Origin of the sequence: uncultured Microbulbifer sp., assembly GCF_947504145.1 — a bacterium.
Lineage (GTDB): Bacteria > Pseudomonadota > Gammaproteobacteria > Pseudomonadales > Cellvibrionaceae > Microbulbifer.
Map to the genome: position 1 here is coordinate 562,669 of NZ_CANNGQ010000001.1, position 24,233 is coordinate 586,901.

General features: G+C 57.8%; 22 protein-coding genes. 8 read left to right on the plus strand and 14 right to left on the minus strand.

The features are described from left to right. The first annotated feature begins 57 nt into the window (after positions 1-57). From Q1A74_RS02580 to Q1A74_RS02590, 3 genes are read left to right on the plus strand one after another with little or no spacing between them, the layout of a single operon-like run. Complete coding sequence (locus Q1A74_RS02580) at positions 58-1,491, plus strand: glycosyltransferase family 4 protein (RefSeq protein WP_299592100.1); 1,434 nt, start codon at positions 58-60, stop codon at positions 1,489-1,491. Further along, complete coding sequence (locus Q1A74_RS02585) at positions 1,491-2,270, plus strand: class I SAM-dependent methyltransferase (protein ID WP_299592102.1); 780 nt, start codon at positions 1,491-1,493, stop codon at positions 2,268-2,270. The genes Q1A74_RS02580 and Q1A74_RS02585 overlap by 1 nt, the downstream gene beginning before the upstream one ends. After that, entirely contained in the window at positions 2,267-3,388 is a 1,122-nt protein-coding gene (locus Q1A74_RS02590; RefSeq protein WP_299592104.1) for a prenyltransferase, read from the plus strand. Before Q1A74_RS02585 ends, Q1A74_RS02590 begins: the two co-directional genes overlap by 4 nt. Here the strand turns inward: Q1A74_RS02590 and Q1A74_RS02595 are convergent. Continuing rightward, positions 3,314-3,946, minus strand: a complete 633-nt coding sequence (locus Q1A74_RS02595) for a class I SAM-dependent methyltransferase (RefSeq protein ID WP_299592106.1) — start codon at positions 3,944-3,946, stop codon at positions 3,314-3,316. The genes Q1A74_RS02590 and Q1A74_RS02595 overlap by 75 nt on opposite strands. 142 nt (positions 3,947-4,088) lie before the next feature. Here Q1A74_RS02595 and Q1A74_RS02600 point away from each other — a divergent pair, with 142 nt between their 5' ends. Both Q1A74_RS02600 and Q1A74_RS02605 read left to right on the plus strand, forming a co-directional pair. Continuing rightward, positions 4,089-4,811, plus strand: coding sequence for a DapH/DapD/GlmU-related protein (locus Q1A74_RS02600; protein WP_299592108.1), 723 nt, complete (start codon positions 4,089-4,091; stop codon positions 4,809-4,811). 54 nt (positions 4,812-4,865) lie between these two features. Then, positions 4,866-5,375 carry a shikimate kinase gene (locus tag Q1A74_RS02605; protein ID WP_299592110.1) on the plus strand — a complete coding sequence of 170 codons (510 nt, stop codon included), beginning with the start codon at positions 4,866-4,868 and terminating at the stop codon, positions 5,373-5,375. 43 nt (positions 5,376-5,418) lie between these two features. On the opposite strand, the gene Q1A74_RS02610 is transcribed toward Q1A74_RS02605, so the two are convergent. Beyond that, complete coding sequence (locus tag Q1A74_RS02610) at positions 5,419-5,889, minus strand: Lrp/AsnC family transcriptional regulator (RefSeq protein WP_010131435.1); 471 nt, start codon at positions 5,887-5,889, stop codon at positions 5,419-5,421. Positions 5,890-6,161: 272 nt separating this feature from the next. Between Q1A74_RS02610 and Q1A74_RS02615 the strand changes: the two genes are divergently transcribed. Then, positions 6,162-9,758, plus strand: a complete 3,597-nt coding sequence (locus Q1A74_RS02615) for an indolepyruvate ferredoxin oxidoreductase family protein (RefSeq protein WP_299592114.1) — start codon at positions 6,162-6,164, stop codon at positions 9,756-9,758. A gap of 88 nt (positions 9,759-9,846) precedes the next feature. Here the strand turns inward: Q1A74_RS02615 and Q1A74_RS02620 are convergent, their stop codons facing one another. From Q1A74_RS02620 to Q1A74_RS02630, 3 genes are all read right to left on the minus strand, one after another. Then, positions 9,847-11,088: a porin gene (locus Q1A74_RS02620; protein ID WP_299592116.1), complete on the minus strand. Its 1,242-nt coding sequence runs from the start codon at positions 11,086-11,088 to the stop codon at positions 9,847-9,849. Positions 11,089-11,346: 258 nt separating this feature from the next. Further along, positions 11,347-12,609, minus strand: coding sequence for a porin (locus tag Q1A74_RS02625; protein ID WP_299592118.1), 1,263 nt, complete (start codon positions 12,607-12,609; stop codon positions 11,347-11,349). 90 nt (positions 12,610-12,699) lie between these two features. After that, the gene (locus Q1A74_RS02630; protein ID WP_299592120.1) at positions 12,700-13,653 is read right to left on the minus strand and encodes a TraB/GumN family protein; all 954 of its coding nucleotides are present in this window, start codon (positions 13,651-13,653) and stop codon (positions 12,700-12,702) included. A 175-nt stretch (positions 13,654-13,828) separates the two neighbouring features. On the opposite strand from Q1A74_RS02630, the gene Q1A74_RS02635 reads away from it, so the two are divergent. After that, positions 13,829-15,019, plus strand: coding sequence for a glycosyltransferase family 4 protein (locus tag Q1A74_RS02635; RefSeq protein WP_299592122.1), 1,191 nt, complete (start codon positions 13,829-13,831; stop codon positions 15,017-15,019). Here Q1A74_RS02635 and Q1A74_RS02640 read toward each other — a convergent pair. The 4 genes from Q1A74_RS02640 to Q1A74_RS02655 form a co-directional block, all read right to left on the minus strand. Next, positions 14,998-16,011, minus strand: a complete 1,014-nt coding sequence (locus tag Q1A74_RS02640; RefSeq protein WP_299592124.1) for a glycosyltransferase family 4 protein — start codon at positions 16,009-16,011, stop codon at positions 14,998-15,000. The genes Q1A74_RS02635 and Q1A74_RS02640 overlap by 22 nt on opposite strands. Positions 16,012-16,214: 203 nt before the next feature. After that, positions 16,215-16,811 (minus strand): acyloxyacyl hydrolase, encoded by a 597-nt coding sequence (locus Q1A74_RS02645; protein ID WP_299592126.1) that lies wholly within the window; start codon positions 16,809-16,811, stop codon positions 16,215-16,217. Between the two features lie 120 nt (positions 16,812-16,931). After that, the gene (locus tag Q1A74_RS02650) at positions 16,932-18,083 is read right to left on the minus strand and encodes a sigma-70 family RNA polymerase sigma factor (protein ID WP_299592128.1); all 1,152 of its coding nucleotides are present in this window, start codon (positions 18,081-18,083) and stop codon (positions 16,932-16,934) included. A gap of 328 nt (positions 18,084-18,411) precedes the next feature. Continuing rightward, the gene (locus Q1A74_RS02655; protein ID WP_299592130.1) at positions 18,412-18,867 is read right to left on the minus strand and encodes a hypothetical protein; all 456 of its coding nucleotides are present in this window, start codon (positions 18,865-18,867) and stop codon (positions 18,412-18,414) included. 166 nt (positions 18,868-19,033) lie between these two features. Here Q1A74_RS02655 and Q1A74_RS02660 point away from each other — a divergent pair, with 166 nt between their 5' ends. Further along, entirely contained in the window at positions 19,034-19,372 is a 339-nt protein-coding gene (locus Q1A74_RS02660; protein WP_299592132.1) for a hypothetical protein, read from the plus strand. Between the two features lie 82 nt (positions 19,373-19,454). Here the strand turns inward: Q1A74_RS02660 and murQ are convergent, their stop codons facing one another. The 5 genes from murQ to Q1A74_RS02685 form a co-directional block, all read right to left on the minus strand. After that, positions 19,455-20,387 (minus strand): N-acetylmuramic acid 6-phosphate etherase, encoded by a 933-nt coding sequence (murQ, locus tag Q1A74_RS02665; protein ID WP_299592134.1) that lies wholly within the window; start codon positions 20,385-20,387, stop codon positions 19,455-19,457. Between the two features lie 177 nt (positions 20,388-20,564). Then, positions 20,565-21,308: a YciK family oxidoreductase gene (locus Q1A74_RS02670; protein WP_299593824.1), complete on the minus strand. Its 744-nt coding sequence runs from the start codon at positions 21,306-21,308 to the stop codon at positions 20,565-20,567. A gap of 84 nt (positions 21,309-21,392) precedes the next feature. Continuing rightward, positions 21,393-22,061 carry an HAD family hydrolase gene (locus tag Q1A74_RS02675; protein WP_299592136.1) on the minus strand — a complete coding sequence of 223 codons (669 nt, stop codon included), beginning with the start codon at positions 22,059-22,061 and terminating at the stop codon, positions 21,393-21,395. Positions 22,062-22,079: 18 nt separating this feature from the next. Next, complete coding sequence (gene ubiG, locus Q1A74_RS02680; protein ID WP_299592138.1) at positions 22,080-22,784, minus strand: bifunctional 2-polyprenyl-6-hydroxyphenol methylase/3-demethylubiquinol 3-O-methyltransferase UbiG; 705 nt, start codon at positions 22,782-22,784, stop codon at positions 22,080-22,082. Between the two features lie 14 nt (positions 22,785-22,798). Then, positions 22,799-24,166, minus strand: coding sequence for a TRZ/ATZ family hydrolase (locus tag Q1A74_RS02685; protein WP_299592140.1), 1,368 nt, complete (start codon positions 24,164-24,166; stop codon positions 22,799-22,801). Between the last annotated feature and the right edge of the window lie 67 nt (positions 24,167-24,233).

The following is a 24,233-nucleotide window of genomic DNA, read 5'->3' on the forward strand; positions in this document are numbered from 1 at the left end:
GCCTCTTTCGGCGCCTGATCTTTTTGTATTCGCCAAAACAATAACTATGGGGAAACTATGACCGCCTTGGGAAATCGTACAGACGGTCCATCGGCCCAGTCGCGGCCACTGAATATTTGCTTGCTCGGTTATCGTAGTCATCCCCATTGTGGCGGGCAGGGGGTTTATCTTTTTTACTTGAGTAAAGCGTTGGTGGATGCGGGGCATCGGGTCGACGTGATTTCCGGCCAGCCATACCCTGAGTTGGACTCACGGGTGCGCCTGATCAAAATGCCCGGCCTGAACCTCTACGAGCACCCGCATCCAACCCGCGCCCTTCGGCCACGGCACCTGTTGCGCTGGGCGGATTTCTACGAGTGGTTTGGCAAGCTCACCGGCGCATTTGCAGAGCCCTACAGTTTCGGCCGTCGTGTGGCCCGCTACCTGCGCACCCACGGACGTGAGTACGATGTGGTGCACGACAATCAGTCCCTCTGCCACGGCCTGTTGACTATCGAAAAGCAGGGTGTTCCGGTAGTTGCCACAATCCATCACCCCATTACCCGAGACCGGCAATTGGCCATCGACGCGGCACCCGACTGGAAGTATCGGTTGCTGGTGCGCCGCTGGCACAGCTTTCTCGGGATGCAGATCAAGGTGTCTCGCCGGCTGAAGCATATCGTCACCGTTTCGACCCAGTCTTATAACGACATCGTCGAACAATTCGGTGTCGCTCCCTCGCGCCTGAAGCTGATTTATAACGGTATTGATACCGAGCTGTTTAAGCCGCAGCCACAGGAAATACCGAACCCCTGGCAGATTATGACAACGGCGTCTGCGGACCAGCCCCTGAAGGGTTTGCGCTTTCTGTTGCAGGCTCTGGCACAGCTGAGAAATCGCTACCCCGAGCTGACGTTGCTGGTGGTTGGCAAACTGCGGGAAGGCGGTGCCACGGCGAAGCTACTCAAGGAGCTGCGCCTGCAGGGCTCCGTCCGTTTTGTCTCGGGTATTTCCAATCAGGAGATGGTGGAGCACTACACATCTTCCTCGATGGTGGTGTGCCCGTCGCTTTACGAGGGATTCGGCTTGCCTGCCGGTGAGGCCATGGCTTGTGGAGTTCCGGTGATCTCCAGTGACGGCGGTGCGCTGCCCGAAGTGGTAGGTGATGCGGGAATTGTGGTCCCTGCGGGGGACAGTGATGCACTGGCGCACGCGATTGAAAAGGTGTTGAGCGATAACGAACTGCGCGCAACATTGGGCCGCGCCGGGCGCCAGCGTATCGAAGAGAAATTTTCCTGGCAGGTAGCGGCAAAACACCTGGTAGCCTACTACCGGGGCATTATTGGTTCCCGGGGAAGGGTTGGGGGCGCTGTCGAAGAGCGTTGCCAGGTCGGAGCGCAATCGAATCCGCAGGCCACCCGGGCAGAACTCCTGAATCAAAGCTCGGCAAACAGTGCAGAATCCGCGTCCGGCGGAGAACAGAATTCGAAAAATCAGGGAGAAGCTGCCTGATGATTACCGTGGCTCCTGCACTATTGAACCTGGAACCCGGCCAGCGGGTGCTCGACCTCGGGTGTGGCGAGGGTCGCCATGCCATTCACCTGATGTTGACCGACGACGTTGAAATTTTCGGTATCGACCTGAGCCAGCAGGATATTCAAACCGCCAGCGAGCGTGCTGCACCATTTGTGTCCGCTGGGCAGCAGGTCGGGCGCCTGCAGTTTGGTGTGGGTAATGCATTGCAGCTTCCCTTTGCGGATCAGTTTTTTGATGTGGTGATCTGCTCTGAAGTACTGGAGCATATCGAGGATTACCAGGGTGTGCTCGAGGAAATCAATCGGGTGCTGAAACCTGGCGGCATTTTCACAGCAACAGTGCCCGCATTTTTTCCCGAGTGGGTCTGCTGGAAGCTGTCCGATGCCTATCACCAGGTGGAAGGTGGGCATATTCGAATTTTCCGTGAAAAGCAGCTGCGCAATAGTATCGAGGCGATGGGGCATCAATACTTTGCCCGTCACAAGGCCCACGCACTCCATGCCCCTTACTGGTGGCTCAAGTGCCTTTTCTGGGGGCGGGATGAGCACCCTCTGATTTCCGCTTACCACCGCTTACTGGTGTGGGATCTGATGCAGAAGCCCCGCCTGACCCGCTGGGTGGAGAGGTTGCTCAACCCTCTGCTGGGAAAAAGTATTGCGCTGTATTTCGTCAAGCCGGCGCAAACGGAAGTGGCGTCGAACACTTTAGCGTCTCTTGAGTTGAAGAGTGTTGCCGGTGAGGAAGTTGCAGTATGAGCACTTCAATGGACGCGGCACTGGAGCGGGCAGAAACGCCCGCGCTGTTCCCTGCCGATTTTGTGCGTCGCAGCGCCGATTACATTCTTTCTCAACAGCTGGCCGATGGATGCATTCCCTGGTTTGACGGACACCATGCAGATCCCTGGGACCATGTAGAAGCGGCAATGGGGCTGAGTATTGCAGGGGAGTATGCTGCAGCAGAACGCGCTTACGTCTGGCTTGCAGATAAGCAGCTGGACGATGGCAGCTGGTGGGCCGCGTACAAACGTGGCGAGGTGGATAACAGTGAGCGCCGTGAAACGAATTTTGTCGCGTACATTGCTACCGGTATCTGGCATCACTTTCTGATTACTGAAGACCGAGGATTTCTTCTCCGCTTCTGGCCGATGGTCGAGCACGCGCTGGGGTTTGTACTGGCTTTGCAATCCGAGCACGGCGATATTCAGTGGGCTGTAGACGGGCAGGGTGAGCCCCTTGAGGATGCGCTGATTACCGGCTGCTCATCCATTTACAAAAGCCTCGAATGCGGTATCAATATCGCGAGCGCTCTCAACAGTGAGCGAGCGGATTGGCGGCGTGCCCGAGATCGGTTGGGCGATGCATTGCGAGAAAAGCCCCATCGATTCGATCGCACCTGGGAAAGCAAGGCGCGCTTTTCGATGGACTGGTTTTACCCGGTATTGACCGGTGCCTTCGAAGGGGCCGGCGCAAAGCTGCGGCTGCAAAAACGGTGGGACGAATTTGTAGTGGCTGGGCTGGGCTGCCGCTGTGTGAACGATGAGCCCTGGGTAACCGTTGCCGAGTCCTGTGAGTTGACCATGGCGTTGCTGGCGGCCGGTGAACGGGAAAAAGCAGAGACCATTTACCGGGGCCTGCATCGCTGGCAAGACGAGGATGGCGGCTACTGGACCGGCTATGTCTATCGTGACAATGCGGTGTGGCCGGAAGAAAAAACCACCTGGACTGTGGGCGCCATGCTGTTGGCGGCGGACGCACTGGCCGGGCTTACCCCGGCCAGCAGCCTCTTTACGCAGGTGAATTTACGGGATGCGCCGCAGAATACCGAGGGTCTTGACTGTCTCCACCCGCTCGAACTGACCGGAAGCCAGCGCTAGCTTGTAGATTTCATAGGGCGCCTGACCTCCGTCTTCCGGATTGGGGAAAATATCGTGGATGGCGAGGAAGCCACCGGGCACGATATGCCGGCTCCAGCTGCGGTAATCACTGAGTGCCGCTTCCAGGGAGTGGCCACCATCAATAAACACCAGCCCCAGGGGTGTATTCCAGTGGCGTGCGGCCACGGTTGATGGCGCTACCACCGGCACCACGTTCTCTTCAAGTCCGGCAGTGCGCATAGTACTGCGGAAGTTGTGAAAACTGTCCATCAGCTGGCTGCGGTCGTCGAACAGTTCCCGATCGTGGTATTCCTCACCCGGTTGGTGCTCTTCCGAGCCGCGATGGTGGTCAATGGCAAACAATGAGTTGTTCATCAGTTTACAGGCGCTGCCCAGATACACCGTGGATTTTCCGCAATAACTACCGACTTCCAGTACCGGCCCGAGGTCACTGGCTTCTGCGGCCAGCCGGTAGAGTGCTTCGCCTTCTGCGGGGTCGAGAAAGCCTTTGACCGCATTGATGTCGAGGGGGAGGTCGATAGGGTTGGAAGTTTCCATGGTTTTTCAGACTCTGTTTCATGGCTGATTGAAGTGCGCACGACATTACCGGGGGGCACCAACCTTTGCAATGTGCTGGAGGGGCAGATCCCATGACGAAAAAACAAAAGCGTATAAAAACGTAACGCAACGGCGACATTACATGCGAAAGGATCATAGACCATATTGGCTCAAGCGCCTGTTGCTGCGGTTCCGCAACTGGCGATGCCGCCACTTTTTACTGCCACAGTTTGATGCTATCGGCCGTGAGCCGGAGATCATGCATCCGTCTTCGGTTAAGGTATTCGGCAGTCATATTCGCCTGGGGAATTTCCCGCACCTGATTTCAACACCGGACAACTGTATTCGTCTCACCGCCATGGGGCACCGCGGCGGGGAGGCGACAATCACCATTGGCGACTATGTGCTGATATCTCCCGGCGTGCGCATCTCCGCCGGCCAATCCATCACCCTCGGTGATGCCTGTATGATTGCCGCCAACGTATACATCTCCGATTCCGATTGGCACGGCCTCTATAATCGCACCCGCCCGTTCCGCTGCACAGCCCCCATCGCTATTGGCAACAACGTCTGGATTGGCGACAGCGCCATCATCTGCAAGGGTGTCTCTATTGGGGATAACGCGGTTGTCGGTGCTGGCAGTGTGGTCACCCGGAACGTGCCCGCCAACGCGGTGGTAGCCGGCAACCCGGCGCGGGAAATCAAGCAGATCAACCCGCGCCGCCGGATGATCACACGCGAGGCCCTGTTTGCGGACAGCTTCCGACAGGCGCACAATCTGGATGAATTGGATAAAATGCTGCTCACAGGCAATAGCCTGTTGGGGTGGCTGCGGTCTGTATTGCTGCCGCGGCGAGGAGACTGAGTGCGTTAGCGCTCAAGGGTCTCACAACGAGTCTTTTTGGGAAGTCGAATATAAATGCAGAAACAGGGCAGCGTTGTACTGATCGGGATGCCGGGTGCCGGCAAGAGCACACTGGGCGTGCTGCTGGCGAAAGAGCTGGCAAAAGATTTTGTGGATACGGACGTGTTGATTCAGCTGCGGGAAGACAAGACCCTGCAGGAGATCATGAACGAAACCGACTACCTCAATCTGCGCCGAATTGAGGGCGAGGTAATTGCGGAAGCCAACTTGCCCAACCACGTGATCGCCACCGGCGGCAGCGTGGTGTACAGCGAAGAGGGCATGCACAATCTGCTCAAGTTCGGCCCGGCGGTATTTCTCAACTGCTCCGCCGAAGAACTGCGCCGCAGAATCCACAACTATGAAAGCCGCGGTATTGCCAAGGCGCCGGGGCAGAGCTTTGGCGAACTGTTTGAAGAGCGCCAGGCGCTGTATCGGCGCTATGCGGATATCGTGGTGGAGTGCGACGGGCAGGATCTTGAGCAGGTGCTCGCCCAGGTGGTGGATAAGCTGGAAGTGGGTTGAAGATGCCTGGCCGCCACAAAATGCGGCCAGAGCATCAAATACATTAGAGAGGCAGTTGCGTCGTGTATTTGACCTGCTTCAATGCAAAGGTGGAGTTCACCGAGGCCACATTCGGCAGGTGAACCAGCGAGCGCTTCAGCAGCTGCTCGTAGTGCTCCACGCTGTCGACCACCACGCGCAGAACATAGTCTTTATCCCCACTGGTGGAATAGCACTCCACCACTTCCTGCACATCCTGTACTGCAGACTCAAAATTGTTCAATGAGTCCTCGTCGTGGTTGTGAATGGTCACATAGCAGTATACTGTGACTCCGAGGTCAAGTTTGCGTGGATCCAGGAGGGTGACGCGGCCACGGATGATGCCTTCCGCCTCGAGGCGCTTGATGCGACGCCAGCACGGCGTGTGAGACAGGCCCACCTTGTCTCCCAGCTCAGCCATGGAATAATCGGCGTTTTCCTGCAGCGCCCGCAGAATCTTGCGGTCGAAATCATCCAGGTCTGTTGAGCGCTTCATATAAACTCCTATCCTACATTTTCTGCTTTGGCCGAGATGGCTGTCATAATTTTACGCGCAAACTTGTAAATAAAGCAATGTCTCATTGTGCTTTAAGCACTAGTATGACTTGACCACGCCGTCGCTGACTCAGGCCGCCCTACAATAATTCGATTAAATCGGCGCCAAGGCCAGCGACGCGCGCCTCGAATGACAATAACTCGAATCACAATAGTTGGCCGATGCCCGCGTTCACAGCGGGCACCAGACACCAGCGGGAAAGAAGTAGGCGTATGAGCGAGCAAAAAGTGAATACCGATTCTCAGGCAGTCACTACTCAGACAGATACCAGTCAGGCAAGTGCCAGCCAGATGGACCCGAGTAAAAAGGTCTCTCTGGACGATCGATACACTATTCAGGAAGGACGCGTGCTCCTTTCCGGTATTCAGGCCCTTGTACGCCTGCCTATCGACCAGATGCGAATTGACCGCGCCCGTGGCTTGAATACCGCCACCTTTATCTCCGGCTACCGGGGCTCTCCACTCGGTGGCTACGACCAGCAACTGTCCCGCGCCGGGAAACTTCTCGACGAATACAATATCCGCTTCGTACCCGGTGTAAACGAAGAGCTTGCGGCAACTTCTGTCTGGGGCTCGCAACAGGTCGGCCTGTTTGACGGTGCCGAAGTCGACGGGGTTTGCGGTATCTGGTACGGGAAAACCCCGGGTGTCGATCGCTCCTGCGATGCTTTCCGTCACGCCAATGCCGCCGGGTCCTCACCCAAGGGCGGGGCACTGATCATCTCCGGTGACGACCACGGGTGTAAATCCTCGTCCTATCCGGGGCAGTCTGAGTTCGCCTTTGTGGACATGCATATTCCGGTGCTGAACCCGGCCACCGTACAGGAAGTACTGGACTATGGGCTGTATGGCCTGGAGCTCTCTCGCTTCAGTGGCTGCTGGGTTGCGATGATCACCCTTGCGGAAAATATGGACAGCTCGTCGACGGTGGAAGTAAACCCTGCGGCGGTCTCGTTCGAGTACCCCGAAATAGAACGCCCGGCCGGCGGGCTCAATATTCGCAAACAGGACAACCCCCTCGAACAGGAAGAGCGGCTGTGGCGCTACAAGCGGCCGGCCGCGCTGGCGTTTGCGCGCGCCAACCAGCTGAACAAGCTGGTGCTGGATAACCCCCAGGCAACGCTTGGCATCGTTACTGCCGGCAAGGCCCACCTGGATCTGATGCAGGCCTTCGAGGATATGGGGATCGACGAGGAGGGTGCCCGAGCGCTGGGCATTCGCATACTCAAAGTCGGCATGACCTACCCGCTGGATGTGCCTGGAATCCAGGAATTTGCACGCGGGTTGGACAGCCTGCTGGTACTGGAAGAAAAGCGCAGCCTGATGGAAGTGCAGCTGAAAGAAGAGCTGTACAACGTGCACCTGAGAGACCCGAATTTCCCGCGGATTCTCGGTAAGGTCGACGAGCACGATAAGCCGCTGCTCCCCATGTACGGCGAATTGTCTCCCGCCGTGGTTGCACAGGTGCTCGGCTATCTTCTGGGCGAAGAGAACCTGAACGAGCGAGCCAAACATCGCCTGATGCGACTGGATGCTCTGGCGGAGCGGATTTCCGCTCAGGCGGGCTCCAGCGTTGCGCGCCTGCCCATGTTCTGTGCCGGTTGCCCGCACAACCGTTCCACCCGCGTGCCGGAGGGGAGCCGCGCGCTCGCCGGAATTGGCTGTCACTACATGGCCCAATGGCTGGACCGGGAAACCTTCACCTTTACCCAGATGGGGGCCGAGGGCGTGAACTGGATCGGCCAGGCGGCATTTACCAGTGAGCCCCACGTTTTCGTCAACCTTGGGGATGGGACTTACTTCCACTCCGGAATTCTCGCCATTCGCGCCGCCGTGGCTGCGAAAGTAAATATCACCTACAAAATCCTGTTCAACGACGCCGTCGCCATGACCGGTGGTCAGCCCCACGATGGAGAGCTGCACCCGGATATGATCTGCCGCCAGGTGCTGGCAGAAGGGGTGAACCGGGTGGTGCTGGTGATGGACGACACCGACAAGTACAAGGGGGCGCTCAGCTTCCCACGTGAAGTGGAGATTCGCCACCGCGACCATATGCCCGCGGTGATGAACGAGCTGCGCGAAGCACCCGGTTGTACCGTCATCGTCTATGACCAGACCTGCGCCACCGAGCTGCGCCGCAAGCGCAAGCGCGGTCTGCTGCCCAAGGCGGAAGGGCGCCCGTTTATCAATGAGCTGGTATGCGAAGGTTGTGGTGACTGTGTCACCCAGTCCAGCTGTATTGCGGTAGAAAAAGTGGATACCGCGCTGGGTGATAAGCGCCGTATCAATCAGACTTCGTGCAACCAGGATATGTCGTGCGTAAACGGTTTCTGCCCGTCTTTTGTGACCGTGAAGGGTGGCAAGCTGAACAAGCGGGCCGGCGTGGGTGACGCCCTGTGTCAGGAGGCCGAGAAGCTGCGCTCCCCGGAGTTGCCGGATCTTTCCGAGCCCTTCAACCTGCTGGTGACGGGTGTTGGCGGCACCGGCGTGGTGACCATTGGCGCACTGCTGGCAATGGCGGCACATATTGAAGAGAAGGCCTGTAGCACGCTCGATCAGACCGGCCTCGCTCAGAAGGGTGGCGCGGTGTATTCCCACGTGCGGTTTGCCGATAGCCCTGAGTCTCTGAAGGCCGTGCGCATTTCCGACGGCCGCGCCGACGCACTCATGGCCTGCGACCTGATCGCCGCCGGCAACCTCTCCGCGAGCCTGGCCAAGCTGGATGAAACCCACAGCCGGGCCGTGGTGAACACCCATCTGAGCCCCACGGCGGCGTCCGTGCTCGGGCGTGAAGATATCCACTCACCACAGGCGGTGCTGGATACCATCAAGGATGCGGTGCAGGTGCTGGACGTGGTCGAGGGGCATACCCTCACCAAGGCCGCGCTGGGGGATACCCTGGCGGCCAATATTTTCATGCTCGGCTATGCCTGGCAGAAGGGCCTGATTCCCCTGGGGCTGGATGCCCTGCGCGAAGCCATTCGCCTGAATGGCGTGGCGGTGGAAGGCAATCTGCAGGGGCTCGCCGCCGGGCGACTGGCCGCAGAGGACCGTGCGGCATTGGAGCGACTGCTGTCCTGCGACGAAGAACAGGTGATTCCGCAGGGCTTGGAGGCGGTTGTGGCGCATCGAGTCGCGCACCTTACCGGCTACCAGAGCGCGGCGCTGGCGCGCCGCTATCGCGCACTGGTCGACAAGGTAAAAGGCGCCGAAATTCTCAAGGTGCCGGGCAGCGAGGCGTTGGCCGAGGTGGTTGCGCGCAATTACGCGAAGCTGCTTTCCTACAAGGATGAATACGAGGTGGCGCGGCTGTACAGTGATGGCCGGTTTATCGAATCTCTGAAAGAAAACTTTGCCGGCGACTTTGAGCTGGAATTCAATATGGCACCGCCGCTGCTGAGCCCGTTCGACAAGAGCCTGGGGCGCCCGCGCAAGCTCAAGTTCGGTGGCTGGATGCACAAGGCGTTTGGTGTGCTGGCTCGACTCAAGTTTCTGCGCGGTACCGCACTGGATGTGTTCGGCTATACCGCTGAGCGTAAAATGGAGCGGGCACTGATCAGCGAGTATGAAAAACTGGTGGATGAAGTGGTCGGCCGGTTGAATGCGGAGAACCATGCAGCCGCGATCCAACTGCTCAACTATCCGGACCAGATCCGAGGCTATGGCCTGATCAAAGACAAAAATGTGGAACTGGCAAAAGAGGCTCGCGCGGTTTCTCTGGAGCGTTTTTACAACCCGAGGGCAGAATTGGAAGACGCGGCTACCGAAGTGGAAGTATTTGATCCTGCCAAGGCGCAGCAGGTCGGCTGACTCCTGTAAATAAGAGCGGTAAACAAAAAATGGCGAGCTGATTAGCTCGCCATTTTTTTTGCGTTCAGAGTTTTAGGTTTGCGTTACCTTACCAGTTGACCTGCGCGCGCAAACCAAACTGGTTGGTACCGTCGCCGGTGAAGTCGTCGTCACCAAAAATAAAGTTCGCCATAAAGCGTACATTGCGGTTGGCGTAGAAGTTCAGGCCGATCGTCGTGCTACTGGCCTGCAGGTTTTGGATGTCCCTGTTTTCCATGGTGTCGTAGCGCGCGGTCAGTTCCCATGCGCCGCCCCACAGGCCGGTACCAGCAGGTTTCGCGGAACCGAATGCACCGCGCTTTGTGCTGTACTTTTTGTGCTCACCGGTGATCATCCAGCTGCCCTGCACATACCACGTATGTACATTCTGATCGGCGATATAGCAGCCGAACTGCGGGTCACAGGCGAAGGGAGTAGGGGCGCCATACCAGTCTTCAAACTCGGCTTCCGAAACATAGTAATCCCCGTCGAAACCGCCCACGGTGTATTCCGACTGCACATACAGGGGGCCGTAGCTGCCGGCCAGTTCCAGTGCGGCAGTGGTGGCGTGGCCACCCAGGTCACCGGGGGTGACGGCCATCAGCTGGCTGGGGCCGCGGCGACCGGCGTAATCCGCTTCTGCAGTCAAGTCACTGGAGTTTTGATTGGCATTCTCAAAGCTGATGGAAGTGCCCATATGGAAGGTGGCCAAATCCGTATTGATGGGGTGCCAGGCCAGCCGACCGGCCGCACCGACGCCTTCGTTGCGCGGGGTGCTGGCGTCGCGGAGGTTGAATGCCATCATACCCATCGTGAAGCAGTCCATAACACCGGTCCAGCCGATACCCTGTTGGAACTGGTTGCCATCGTACAGGCCGGTGGCACTGGAAAACGGGCGTTCCAAAAAGGTCAGCTCGTTGGAACTGGTCATTTCCGCCATGGAGCGGAACGGTTTGAACTGGCCGATGCGCACTTCGCCGTTGAGAAACTTGTGCGAAAGGAATACATCGCGGAAGCCGCTGTGGGTGTCGCCTCCAGCGAAATCCTGCTCGAGCACGTAGCCCCAGTCGTAGATGTTGCCCTTCAGGGTGATCCGCGCCCGACGAAATTCCGTGGTACTCACCGGGTCTTCGATATCCGTATCAAACAGGTAGGTGTCAAAGTGGATGCGCCCCCCCAGGGATGCAGAGAAGTTGCCGTCATCAGAAGTGATTTTCAGCCCACCTTTGGTTTCTGCCTGATCGGCTGCTGCTGTGCCCGAGAGCAGGCTGGTCAGAGTGATGGCCATCAGGCTCTTCTGGAAGGGTTGCATGTCGATTCCTAGTAAGTTTGAAGTGTCGATGGCGGCGGATTGTAGCAGCATCATATTTCTGTCAGAAATTGGAAACATTTTTGAAACAGAGAAAACCCATAAAATTAAATATTGCTGAATGTAACAATATTGAAATATATGTGTTGTAGGGGCTGTGTAGATTTGGGGGGCGGCAGGAGGCGGAAGCGGTTTTACTCTGCCGTTTTCCGGCGTTTTTTACCAGTATTTTTCAAAAGTGCTTTTTGATAACAGGCCTGCTCACCAGTGAATTTGCGCGCGAATACCCAGCTGGTTCGTGCTGTCACCGGTAAAGTCGTCGTCACCGAATGTCAGGTTTAGCATGAATCGCACGTTTGAACTCGGGTAGTAGTTTAGACCGAGGATAGTACTGCTGGCCTGAAGCCCGGGGATATCTCGGTTTTCTCCGACGTCATATCGCAAGGCAATTTCCCAGGTGCCGCCCAGCCAACCGTTTAGCGCGGGTTTTGCTGCCTTGAATACGCCTCTATTTTTTACGTAGGGCTTGTGCTCCCCGGTGAGCATCCAGCTCCCCTGCACATACCAACTGTGAAGATTTTGATCGCGGATATAGCAGCCGGTGGCGGGATCGCATGGAAAGGGAGCTGGGGCATCAAATTCATGAATAAAACTTGCTTCGCTCAGGTAGTAATTACCTTGGTATTGCGCAACAACATACTCCGCCTGCGCGTACAAGGGGCCGTAGGTTCCTGCGAGTTCAAGGCCGGCGGTGGTGACATGAGCGCCGGTATTGCCGGGAGTGAGAGCGAGTTGTTGTTGCGGTCCGCGCCGCCCGGCGTAGTCGATTTCAGCCGGCAGGTCTTCACTATTCTGATTTGCGTTTTCAAAACTGACGGACGTCCCAAAATGTATCGTGCGTAAATCGTCATTGATCGGTGTCCAGGTAGTGCGCCCTGCCATACCTACACCTTCGTTGCGCGGCGCGGCGGCATCGCGCAAATTGAATGCCATTAACCCGTATGTCAGGCACCGGGTATGTCCGAGCCAGCCGATACCTTGTTGGAACTGCCGGTTTTCGTAGAGCCCGTTCCCACTGAACGGTCGTTCAATCATGGTGTAGTCGTTGGAGTTGGTCATCTCCGTCATCGAGCGGAAGGGTTTGAACTGGCCGATATGCAACTCGCCACTCGGGAAGGTTCGGGCGAGATAAACGTTGCGAAAACCGCTGAGAGTATTGCCCGCAGCAAAGTCCTGTTCCAGAACGTACTGCCAGTCGTAAATTTTTCCCTTGAGGATGATTCGAGCGCGACGGAATTCGGTAGTGGACGTGGGGTTTGCGATATCCGGGGCGAAGGCGTACAGATCGTAATGGATCATGCCGCCGAGTGAGGCCGAGAGATTGCCGTCGCGGGACTGGATTTCAAGCTGGCCTTTTGTGTTTGCTACGTCCTCGTTGGCGCTGACGGCGGGTGCCGTGCTTATGGTCGTGACGATAAGTGTGAGTCGGGAAATCGCTTCCGTCGTCGACGTGTTTTTTTTCATTTTCCAGAATCCTCTCCCTGGCGTTTATGTGCCGCCGCGAATAACCGGTACTCCAGGATAAGAGGATTCTAGTTGCAGGACGGCGAAGGGTCAGATCTGCTCGATGGAAAAACCGGACTTTTCCAGTAATTCGGTGATGGATTGCGCCCCCACGAGGTGACCGGCACCAACCACCACGAATAGCTTCTTGTGCTTGTCGCTGAGTGTGCGGATTTTCTCAGCCATTTCGCGGTTGCGCTGGTAAAACAGCAGCTCAAGCAGCGGTTCAAATTCCGGGTTTTCGTTCAGGCTTTCCTGAATCACCAGCTGATAAATTGTTTCCTGGTTACCAGATTTCCACGCTTTGGTTATACGCGGAACGAAGGTGCCCATTTCTGAAACTTGATCCAGAGTTTGCTGTAGATAAAGTTCGGGGTTTTCTAGGCTGTTTAGCATGCGCAATTGTTGCATCACGCTCTCCAGTTCCAGTGTGGTTTTACCTTCTTTGTGGGCCTGATTGAGAAAGTGCCGGTCAATACCCGCTTTGGGGTCAAGGCCCCGGGCCTGCATTTCGATCAGGCTCAGCGTAATCATGGCAATGGCGGGGCGCATACGATTGAAATTGGCTTCCGGAATCTGACGCTTGCGCAGCCACTCCTGCAACTGGGTATAAACCTTCGGCGGAATATGGTCTTTCAGTTGTTGCCCCGGTGGGTAGAGGGATTCCAGCATGACTTTTTGCTGCAGTACCGGGTCGGATTCCATCGCCAGTACATCGGCTTCGACCACCAGTGCGTCGCTCTCCCGGTAGGCTTTTTCGATGGTGTCTCGCAGGGGGTAAAAGCTCTGGTCTGCCAAGTGTATGGAGCCCAGCAAGTAGACGGTTTTATCGCCATTGCGGGCTTCCAGCAGCAGGCCCCGATCGTTTGCGGCGAGGGCGGGGTTTGCGAGGAAAAGGAGAAGCAGTATGGCGTGCAGGAATGTGTGGAAAGGAAGCGAGGGTATGAAGTTGGGCGAAGGTCCAAGGCTATTTTTTGTCCGGGCTTTTATACAGATTCCAGTCATTTTAGTGTGGCCTTGTTGTTTGCGTTTTGTTCATTCTGAAATCAGAGTGGCAAAAATTCTACCGAATTCCGCAGTATTTGTGATTTGTATCGCCATTGCAGAAATTGTGCGTCGTGGCGTAGAAATCACCTGTACAATCGTGGTTTCGTCGGAATGGAATTGAGGCGTTACAGCCATGCGGATTGTTCAACTGGTGCCGTCACTGGATGCGGGAGAGCTTGCCCAGGAGGCACTGGAGTTTGCCCAGGAGTTGGCCCGGCAAGGGCACGAATCGATAGTGGTATCGTCCGGTGGTGCTCTGGTGTCGCGCCTTACCCTGCATAACTGCCAGCATTTTGCTTTGCCCCTCAATCAGAAAAAGCTGCTGAACGGAAGGTTGCACCGCAAGCTGCGCCGGCAATTGGAATCCCTGCAGGCAGATATCCTGCTTTGCCGTGGCCCTCTGTGTGCCTGGCACGGTGCGCAGGTACACAAAAGAATGGCTCCGTCACAGCGCCCGCGCCTGGTCACCAGTATCCATCAATGGCCGTCTACGGGTCTATTGCGTGGGCGGCGTACCAATCCTGCGCTCGTACAGGGTGAGCTGGTGCTTTCTGCCTCCAGAACGCTTGGGGAACAGCTTGCTCAGCGCTATGTGGCAGGCCCCTCCAGCCCACAACCCGGGGCATCCCCCACTCAGTCAGTGGAAAAACTGCGCACTCTGTATCGCGGGGTGAATACCCGGGAGCTGGACAAGAGTGCGCCGGTTTCGGGGCACTGGCACCACCGCCTGTTGAACGATTTTCCCCAGCTGGAGGAGCGCAACTGGCTGTTGTTGCCGGGAGCCATCGGGCCGGGCAGGGGCCAGGAGCGGTTCCTGGATGTATTGGCAGCACTGAAACAGGAGCGCGCGGATATTTTCGGGTTGGTGGTGGGCAACGTGGTGCCGGGCCAGGAAAAGTTCGCCCGATCGCTGGAGCGGCGGGCCGAGTCCATGGGGCTTTCGGAATACGTGCTTTTTCTAGGTGAACGCCGGGATATGCGCGAGCTGTATGCCAGTGCGCGGATTACGTTTGACCTGGTGGGCGACCGCGGCAAGATGGCGCCGTCCAGCGGGCGTATTGTGGCGGAGTCGCTCGCCATGGGGTGCCCGGCAATCGCTGCCAGCGGTACCGGTGTGGAGCTGCTGCAGCAGTGTTTTCCGCAGGGGTTGCTGGTAGCCGGTGAGGGGGCTGCAGATGCCGCGAACGTCGAGGGCCTTGTGGAGGCGGCGAATAAAATTCTTGAGCACCCGCGGCCGGTGGAGTTCTCCGGGTTCAGCCTTGCGGAAACCACCTCGCAAGCGGTGGATTGGTTCCGAGAGCTTCAGGCAATCAACTGCGCGTAAACTTGCCAGGTGGCTTTGGCCATGGTGTCGAGGGTGCATTGGTCCTCGGCACGGCTGTACAGTGGGGCAAACGCGCTATCCAGTTGCGGGTCTAACAGGGCTCCGCTGATTTTCCCGGCAATGGCATGGGGCTCGAGTTCGTCCAGCAGGTATTGCTCCGGCAGGTAGTCCACAGTATCGGTGGTTTGATTGGCGATCACCGGTGTGCGGTGGAGCAGGGCCTCTATCAGGGTATACGGGGTGCCTTCTGGGGTGGACGGTATCACTACCAGGTCCGCGGCTTCCATAAAGTTGGCTACCGCGCTGTCCCCAGAGAAAAAGGCCACACGTTCGTCGAGGCCGAGTGCGCTTGCCTGCTGCTGCAAAGGTTCTTTTTCCGGCCCATCCCCCAATACCATCAATCGACAATCTGGCAGCAGAGGCATGGTCTCGATCAGTAGGTCGACGTTGCGTGCCTTGATCAGCCGGCTGGCGACCAGAAGCCGCGTTTTATCTTGAGGCAGGGAGTGCAGCAAGGGCGCATTTGCCGCAGGTGCAGACAGCTCCACCCCGTTGGGGATGATGTTCCAGTCGAGTTTTGAATTTGCCACGGTGTTGTGGCTGATGGCGATACGGGCGTCGAAGGCGCTGGCGAGCTTGTCCCGCGGGTGGCGGACGTTGTGCCGGGTTATTACCTGGCGGGTTTCCGTATAAGGCTGTACGGCAGCCATCAATTGTGCGGATTTTGAACCGTGACCATGCACGATTTGGTATTCGCCCTGGCGGATCAGGTTGGCCAGCCGCCACACTAGGTTGGGGTGGTGACGGCTGCGGTCGGTATTCAGGGGAATAAACTGGATGCGCGCATCCAGCGTGGGGAGATACCGCGGGTGTGCGATCACCGCCACCTGCGCATCAGTATGGTGGGCCTGCCAGCGCGACAGGTCGGCGACATGTTTTTCCAGTCCACCGTGTTCGCGGCTGGCGATCAGGTGGCAGATTGTCTGAATCATGGGGCTACACGTCCGATGTATCTGGTGCGCCGCCTGTTTATATTGGATGAATCAGGCAGGATATTCGCAGCTTTGCGAATTCGGTACGGCGCCCGGTCGATCGCCTCTTGAGGCGTTCAGCGAAGCGCTATTCTTCCCGAACTGTGTGACAGAAGTTTTATCGGATTGTGACTGTTTTGTTTCCGTCTCAGCCTCACCGCTGCTCAGAACCTGGTGTGCCAGTTCAGTGAGGCAAAGTCGAATCCTGGATTGGGCGTGTTGGTGTAGCCGTTGGAAAAGTGGCTGTACCGCAGGGATATTGTGTTTCCGCCCTGCAGGGTATACCCGGCAGCGAAGTGCAGGGAAAAATTCAGGTTGGTGGACAGGTCGATGGCACCGAAGCTTCGCTCGGTCAGATACGCTGCACCCACACCGACTTCGCCAAACAGTCCCTGAGCTTCCCGGCGGGGATACCAGCGCAGTACGGGTTTCAATTCCCAGATGTGCTGTTTCTGATCCTGCCCGCGATAGTCATTCCACATATAGCTGTAGCTGACCTGTGCCCACCATTGCAGGCGATGCTCGCTGGGATAGTCGTAAAACTGGTAGGACCAGTTGGCGCCCACCATGTTCGAGCCGGCGATGGATTTCTGCTGGATCAGCGCACTGCCCAGCCCTTTGCCGCCACTCAATATCAGCTCGTGAGCACCTTCCTTGAGCCACCCTTCCGCGCAAACACTCTGCGGAAGAAGAGCAATGGCGATGAAAAACAGGGGGCAAACACGGTGGGCGAGGGCGGTAGTCAATCGGGATGTGGGCATGGTGCAAGCGCCAGTTATTGCTGTTAGCTGGTTTTGCAAGATTAGCCGGATTTGAGACGATGGCAAGCCGGACACGTAGGTGCCCGGCTTCTTAGGGGATGGATTGTCAGGCGTGGAAGTTTATCGCCACTGGCGTTTCAGTTGCCTCAAAGCATCTGAGTGCAATTGTCGCGCGCGTTCCTGGCTCAGCCCCAGTTGCTCACCGATTACCCGGAAGGAGCAGTCGCGGTCCGAAATAAGCCCGTAGCGCAGGCTTAGTACGGTTCGCTGGCGGGGTGGCAGTTTGGCCACCGCATCCCTGAGCTGTTGAGCCTGCTCCTGGTTGGATACCAGCTCGTCGGTATTGAACAGTTCGTTCGCCGGTGCATAGTCCAGCCGGGTACTGTTCTGATCGTCGGAGATGGGGTCGTCCAGGGAGCCGGTGGGGCCGGGTAGCTTCAACAGGCTCTGCACCCGCTCCAGATCCAGCCCGGTTTGTTTGGCGACGTTTTCATCGGACGCCGGCAGCCCTTCTGAACGCACCTGGTTGATGGCGCGGTAAATATTTCGCAGATCGTCCTGCACATTGGCGGGCTGGCGAACCATGTCGTCATTGCGCCGCAGGGTGAGCTGGATTTCCTGCTGAATCCACCAGTAGGCATAGGTGGAAAAGCGGTAACCCATCTGCGGTTTGAAGCGCTCGATGGCTTTCATCAAGCCCACGTTGCCTTCCTGGATCAGGTCGATAAACGGTACCGATGGGTTGCGGAAGCGTTTGGCAATGGCAATCACCAGGCGTAGGTTGCACTGGATCAGCTTTTTGCGTTGTGCCTTGAAGCGCTTCATCAGATTTTGCAGAGAGCTGCGGTCCCGCTGGGAGATTTTCCCGCTATCCAACAGTTCGTTAGCTTTGGCAATAATCAGGCCGTGATCGTAGGCCCCGGTACTACCGCGCTGCTCCACGCCTTCACTGCGCAAATCTACCAGCGTCGTGCCGCGTTTTTGCAGCAGGGCGATGATCTTTTCTTCCAGCTCGCGAAGCAGGCAGGTTGTAGTGTGTTCGTCCTCCGGAGTTAACAGATCGAGCCGGTACAGATGCTTCAGGTAATTCTGCATCGGAGTGCTGACATTTTCTGCCGGCGACTCACTGGGTGCAGTCTCTTCATCGGAAGTATCCGCGCGCGCCTGTGTGGGTTGTTCCGGGTCTTCCTGGGAGAAGCTTTCCCCGGTGAGATTGTTGCTATTTTCCTTCAGCCATTCGTCATCCCTGGAGTCGATGTTTACTCGGGACAAAGTCTGAACCTTATGCTTGGGGCAGTGCGGTCTCGTCATATCGGCCGCCTGCCTGCCGTAGAATCACCGGCGGTGTCCTTTCGCAGGATCGAGGCATGGCGTGGAAAATGCCATGCAGACAAATTGACTATAGATGAGGGTTGAATAGTGCGCCGAAAAAAGACCGACCAGCGGGTTTTTTACGGGCCTGAAGGCAGGAAAAAGTGGGAGAGGAGGAATTGACAGGGCTGTCAGACGTGAGACCACCCTCGGTTAGTCACAAAAGTTATAACCACCCCAGCGTGGGGTGGCCGTAGCAGAACGCAGTGCGCGCGGTATTGGGGAAGGTCTACTTTACCCGCTTCACGCGCAGGGAGCGTCCGCCGGTTGCTTTGCGCATGATAAAAGACCCGAGTGCACCGCGCTCCACAGTTATCTGCTCTCCACCCCGCCAGATATTGCGGCTGCTGCTTTCCACCTGGCGCCAGACCTGGCCATTATCGAGGGTGAACGTGTATTTTCCGAACGCACCTTTTGTGGCACTGGTCACCGTTGCGGTAATGGAGTCCGGTGCCTCCTCAATCACTTGCTTCTGTTCCTGACCGAACTGCTTTTCCGCATGTTGTTGCAGGCTGCCCGCAAGCTTGTCGAAACAGGCGAGGCGTTTTTTATCGTCGCTGAACTGACTGCATTGTTGCAGTTCTTCGTTTACCGTCTCGGCCTGAGTCGGGAGGGTCAGGGTAGAAAATAGCACCAGGGGAAAGGCAGAAGCAAAAGTCAGACGGCGGGTGGTGGTTTTTCTCATAATGACAGTTCCGATCGTTGAGTCTTCAGGATTCTGCCCGACAAGCGGACGCCATACAATTCAAATTGAGCTGCCGGTCACGTTTCCCGGGCCCACAGCGTGGAAGAATAAACAGGCTTGAGCCTAAAAAAATAGCCACATAACAACACACTGTCAGGGGTTGGAAATGAAGAAATTAGTGATTCCCGCCGTCGCCATCGCAGCGATTGGTGGATACCTCTACTATGCGAACCTGGAAAATACGGCGCCAGAAGCAGTTGCGGCGGAAGAGTCCATCGTAGAAGAGGTGGAAGCAGCCGTTGCTGAGGTAGAAAAAGCCGGTGCAGAAGCGGCGGATTCTGCTGAGTCCATGATGGCTTCTGTCGAGGGCGATGTATTCGCGGACGTGCCGGAAGCCATGGGCCACGCGTTGGACGAAACATCCGAGTCGATTGAAGGCGCTGTAGACGAGATGGAAGAGATGGCCGAAGACGTGGTTGAAGAGATCGATCACGCGGAAGAGTGAGTTTGGCCGCACTAGACCTTGATCTCATTGGATAAGGTAGCGGCTGGTCCATACCCCAGTGCGCACCTGAAAAATACCCGGCTCAGCCGGGTATTTTTTTATCTGTGTTTTGCAGTGCGAGCCTTAGAAATCCGCCTGCCTCCTTCAACGCAGCTTCAGCCGGAGCGCGCTCCAGCCCACTCAGGATCACCATGATCGCAAGCTTGGCGTTGTGGTCGCACTGCGCCAGTACCCGGTCGGCCTCCGCAAAGTCCACTCCCGTGGCTTCCACCACGATCCGGCGAGTGCGGTCCACCAGCTTCTGGTTGGTCGCTTTCACATCCACCATCAGGTTGTAAAAGCTTTTGCCGGTGCGGATCATGCTCGCGGTGGTGATCATATTCAGCACCAGCTTCTGTGCGGTACCCGCTTTCATACGGGTGGATCCGGTCAGTACCTCGGGGCCCACTTCGGGCAGTATGGCGATATCGGCCTCTTCGGCGATGGCTGCCGCTTTATTGCAGGCCAGAGCCACAGTGGTGCAGCCGAGGCTGCGGGCATAGCGCAGGCCGCCTGTCACATAGGGGGTCCGCCCACTGGCGGCAATGCCGACCACCACGTCTTTCGCCTGCAGGTCGATATTCCGCAGGTCTTTCTCTCCCAGCGCCGGATCATCTTCTGCGCCTTCCTGTGCCCGGTGCACGGCGGCTTCGCCCCCGGCAATCAGGGGGATTACCATGCCTTCGGGCACACCATAGGTTGGGGGGCACTCTACTGCATCCAACAGGCCGATGCGCCCGCTGGTGCCGGCGCCCATGTAGATCAGACGCCCGCCGGATTTAAAGGCGGCAACAACGGCATCCACCGCCTCAGCGATCTCCGGTAACAGCTGGCGCACCACCGCCGGCACACCGTTGTCTGCGTCGTTGATTTTTTCCAGTATGCCGAGAGTGGGCAGCAGGTCGATATCCTGCGTATCCGGATTGCGGGATTCGCTGGCCAGGGCGCCGAGTTCGTTAGTGAGTGACGTTTTCATATCCCCCTCGCCCGTCGGGCGCGCTGCATTCCAAGTCGCGACCGCGTCATCTGCACGCAGTCAGCCCTTGGGAAGTTTAATCGCGGGAGTGCTCTGCCACCACTAAACCCCCCGCATTGAATGTTGCAGGGGAATAGCAGGTGCAGTGGAGATAGACAGGCGGGGTGTTCTGCCGGTTCAGCCTTGTGCGCTGAACGACTTGCCGTTAACGCCGATGCTGTCGTCACCCATCAGATACAGGTAGGTGGGCATAATGTCTTCGGGCGTGGCGACGGTTTGCGGGTCTTCCGCGGGGTAGGCGGCGGCGCGCATGTTGGTGCGCGTGGCGCCGGGGTTAATGCTGTTGACGCGGATATTGGAAACGCCTTCCACTTCGTCGGCGAGTACTTGCATCAGGCCTTCGGTGGCGAATTTGGATACCGAGTAGGCGCCCCAGTAGGCGCGGCCTTTGAAGCCGACACCGGAGCCGGTAAAGATCACGGAGCTGGCTTTGGATTGTTCCAGCAGCGGCATCATTGCCTTGGTCAAACCGAAGGCGCCGTTCACGTTGATCTGCATCACCTGTTGCCAGGTGGCGTAGTGGTAATTGGCGATGGGGGTGCGCTGGCCGAGCACGCCGGCATTGTGCAGCAGGCCGTCGAGGCGCCCGAACTCCTGATCCACACCCTGGGCGAGGTATTCCAGTTCTTCCCATTTTACGTGCGTCAGATCCACCGGCAGGATGGCCGGTTTGGCGCCGCCTGCGGATTCAATTTCGTCATACACCGCTTCCAGTTTCGGTACGGTACGTCCCAGCAGGATCACGGTGGCACCGTGGGTTGCATAGGTTTTGGCGGCTACCCGGCCAATACCGTCGCCAGCGCCGGTGACGAGAATAACTTTGTCTTTCAGCAGGTCTGCGGGAGCAGAGTAATCGGTGATGGATTCAGACATCGGTGGTTGAACTCGTTTCAATTTTTTGTTTAGCGGGCCGAAGTGAGGGCGCTTTCAGCGCCCGGCCTGCTGTCAGGCACTCTTGAGATAGTGCTGTTGGATCAGCGGCCAGATCTCGCTGGCGTTGTGTATCAGGTGGTCCGCTTTCCAGTTTTCCGGGTCGTCGCCAGCGTCGATATAGCCGTAGCTACAGGCGATGGTGGGCATGCCGGCGGCGCGTCCCGCCATGATGTCGCGCTCGTGATCGCCCACATAAATGGCGTCCGCCGGTTCACAGCCAATCCGGTTGCAGGCGAGCAGAATCGGCTCGGGGTCCGGCTTGCGGTTGGTGACGTCGTCCGGGCAGATAATGGCTCCCGGTGTGGGCAGGTGCGCAAATGCCTGTAATAGCGGGATGGTGTACGCCGAGGGCTTGTTGGTGACCACGCCCCAGGCAATGCCGTTTTCCGACAGCTGATTCAGGAGCTTTTCGATACCCGGGAAGGGCACGGTGTGCTTGGCCAGATGCATCAGGTACAGGTCCAGCAGCCGCTGACGCAGTTCGTCGAACCCGGCCTCCCCTTCATCGACCCCAAAGCCCAGCCGTACCATGGCGCGGGCGCCATTGGAGACCACTTCGCGGATGGTGGTGTCCGCCAGCGGCGTCAGTTTTTCCTGTTCGCGCAGTTGATTGAGCACCACCACAAAATCCGGGGCGGTGTCGAACAGGGTGCCGTCAAGGTCAAAGAGTACAGCTTTCATCAATAGATACTTCTGGCTTTATTCTGCTGGGCGGGTGGTGTGCATCAGGTAGTTGACGTCTACGTCCCTGGGGTTGAGTTTGTACTGCTTGGTGAGGGGATTGTAGGTCATGCCGGTGATGTCGCGGCTTTGCAGGCCGGCTTCGCGCACCCAGCGCCCCAGTTCAGACGGGCGGATGAATTTACCGTATTCGTGGGTGCCTTTGGGGAGCATACGGAGTACGTATTCGGCGCCAACTACGGCGAATAGCCAGCCTTTGGGGGTGCGGTTGATGGTGGAGAAGAAGATGTGGCCGCCGGGTTTTACCAGTTTGGCGCAGGCGCGGATGACGGAGGCCGGGTCGGGCACATGTTCGAGCATTTCCAGGCAGGTGACGATGTCGTAGCTGCCGGGTTGCTTTTCCGCGAGTTCTTCTACGGGAATACGCTGGTAGTCGATGCTGACGCCGGACTCCAGTGCGTGCAACCGGGCGACGTTGAGCGGTGCTTCGCCCATGTCGATGCCGGTGGCCCGGGCGCCGCGTTGGGCCATGGCTTCGGTGAGGATGCCGCCGCCGCAGCCCACGTCGAGCAGGTTTTTACCAGCAACGGGGGCGCGCTGGTCGATATAGTTGGCGCGCAGGGGGTTGATCTCATGCAGGGGTTTGAACTCACCCTGCTGGTCCCACCAGCGGCTGGCCAGCTGTTCAAATTTGGCGATTTCCGCCGGATCTACGTTGGTCATCAGTAATCGACTGCCTAATTCGTGCGACCCGCGATTCTATCACGCCAATTCCCAGCCCGTTGCTTCAGCTCCTCTTCATTAATGGTGGTGAGTTTCCGGTCTTTGAGCAGTTGCTTGCCGGCGACCCAGACGTTGCGTACCTGGTGGCCGTTGGCGGTGTAGATCAGTTGCGACAGCGGGTCGTGTAGGGGTTGCTGTTCCAGTCCACTCAGGTCCACCGCGCACAGGTCGGCGGCTTTGCCGACTTCGATGCTGCCGGTGACGTCGTCGATCCCCAGAGCGCGGGCGCCGTTGATGGTGGCCATGGTGAGTGCCTGGTGGGCGGGGAGGGCGTCGGCCTGGCCGGCGACGGCCTTGGCGAGGAGGGCGGCGGTGTTGGTTTCCGCGAGCATGTCGAGCCCGTTGTTGCTGGCGGCGCCGTCGGTGCCGATGGACACGTTGATGCCCGCTTCGAGCAGTTTGGCCACAGGACTGAATCCCGAAGCGAGTTTGAGATTGGAGCGCGGGCAGTGCGCTATATGGGCGCCCGTTCGCTGTATCAGGGCGATGTCGCTGTCGTCTAGGGCGGTCATGTGTACGCACAGCATCTGTGGGGAGAGCAGGCCGAGTCGGTGCAGGCGCTGGGTTGGACGTTCACCGGTATCCTTTATGGCTTTTTCCACTTCCCCGGCGGTTTCATGCAGGTGCATTTGCACGGGCATTTGCAGTTCTTCCGTGTAGATAGCGATCTTGCTCAGGGTTTCGTCACCCACGGTGTAGGGAGCATGGGGCGCGAAGGCGAAGCTGATGCGGGGGTGGGAGCGGTAGTCATCCCGGAGCGCCAGGCCTTTGTCGATGGCATCAAATCCGTTTCTGGACCAGTTGTTGGGGAAGTCGATCACCGGGAAGGCGATCTGGGCGCGCATGCCGGCATCGTGAGCGGCCGCAGCGGTGTCTTCCGGGAAAAAGTACTGGTCGGAAAATGTGGTGGTGCCGCTTCTGAGCATTTCCGCCATGGCCAGGCGGGTGCCGTCGGCGACGAATTCAGGGCTGACCCATTGCTGCTCGGCTGGCCAGATGTGTTTTTCCAGCCAGGTCATCAGCGGCTGGTCGTCGGCGTATCCGCGCAGCAGGCTCATGGCGGCGTGGTTGTGGGTGTTGATCAGGCCTGGGATCAGCAGTTGGTCGCCCAGCTGGTGCTCTTCGTTTGCGTCGAAGCGGTTGCGGGCCTCGTTGCTGGGGAGGATGGCAGTGATGATGCCGCTATCGATGGCCAGTGAGCAGTTTTCGTACACGCGTTTTTCCGGGACCACCGGAATAATCCAGCGGGCGTGAATCAGGGTATCGATTGGTTGTTTTTTGCCCGGTTTCTGGCGTGTGCTGTTGGGATTACTGTTGGCCATTGTGTGTTTTTTGTTCCGCTGGAAAGCTGCAGACTTTAACGGCGGGGAGGCGCGTGAACAAGTCCGT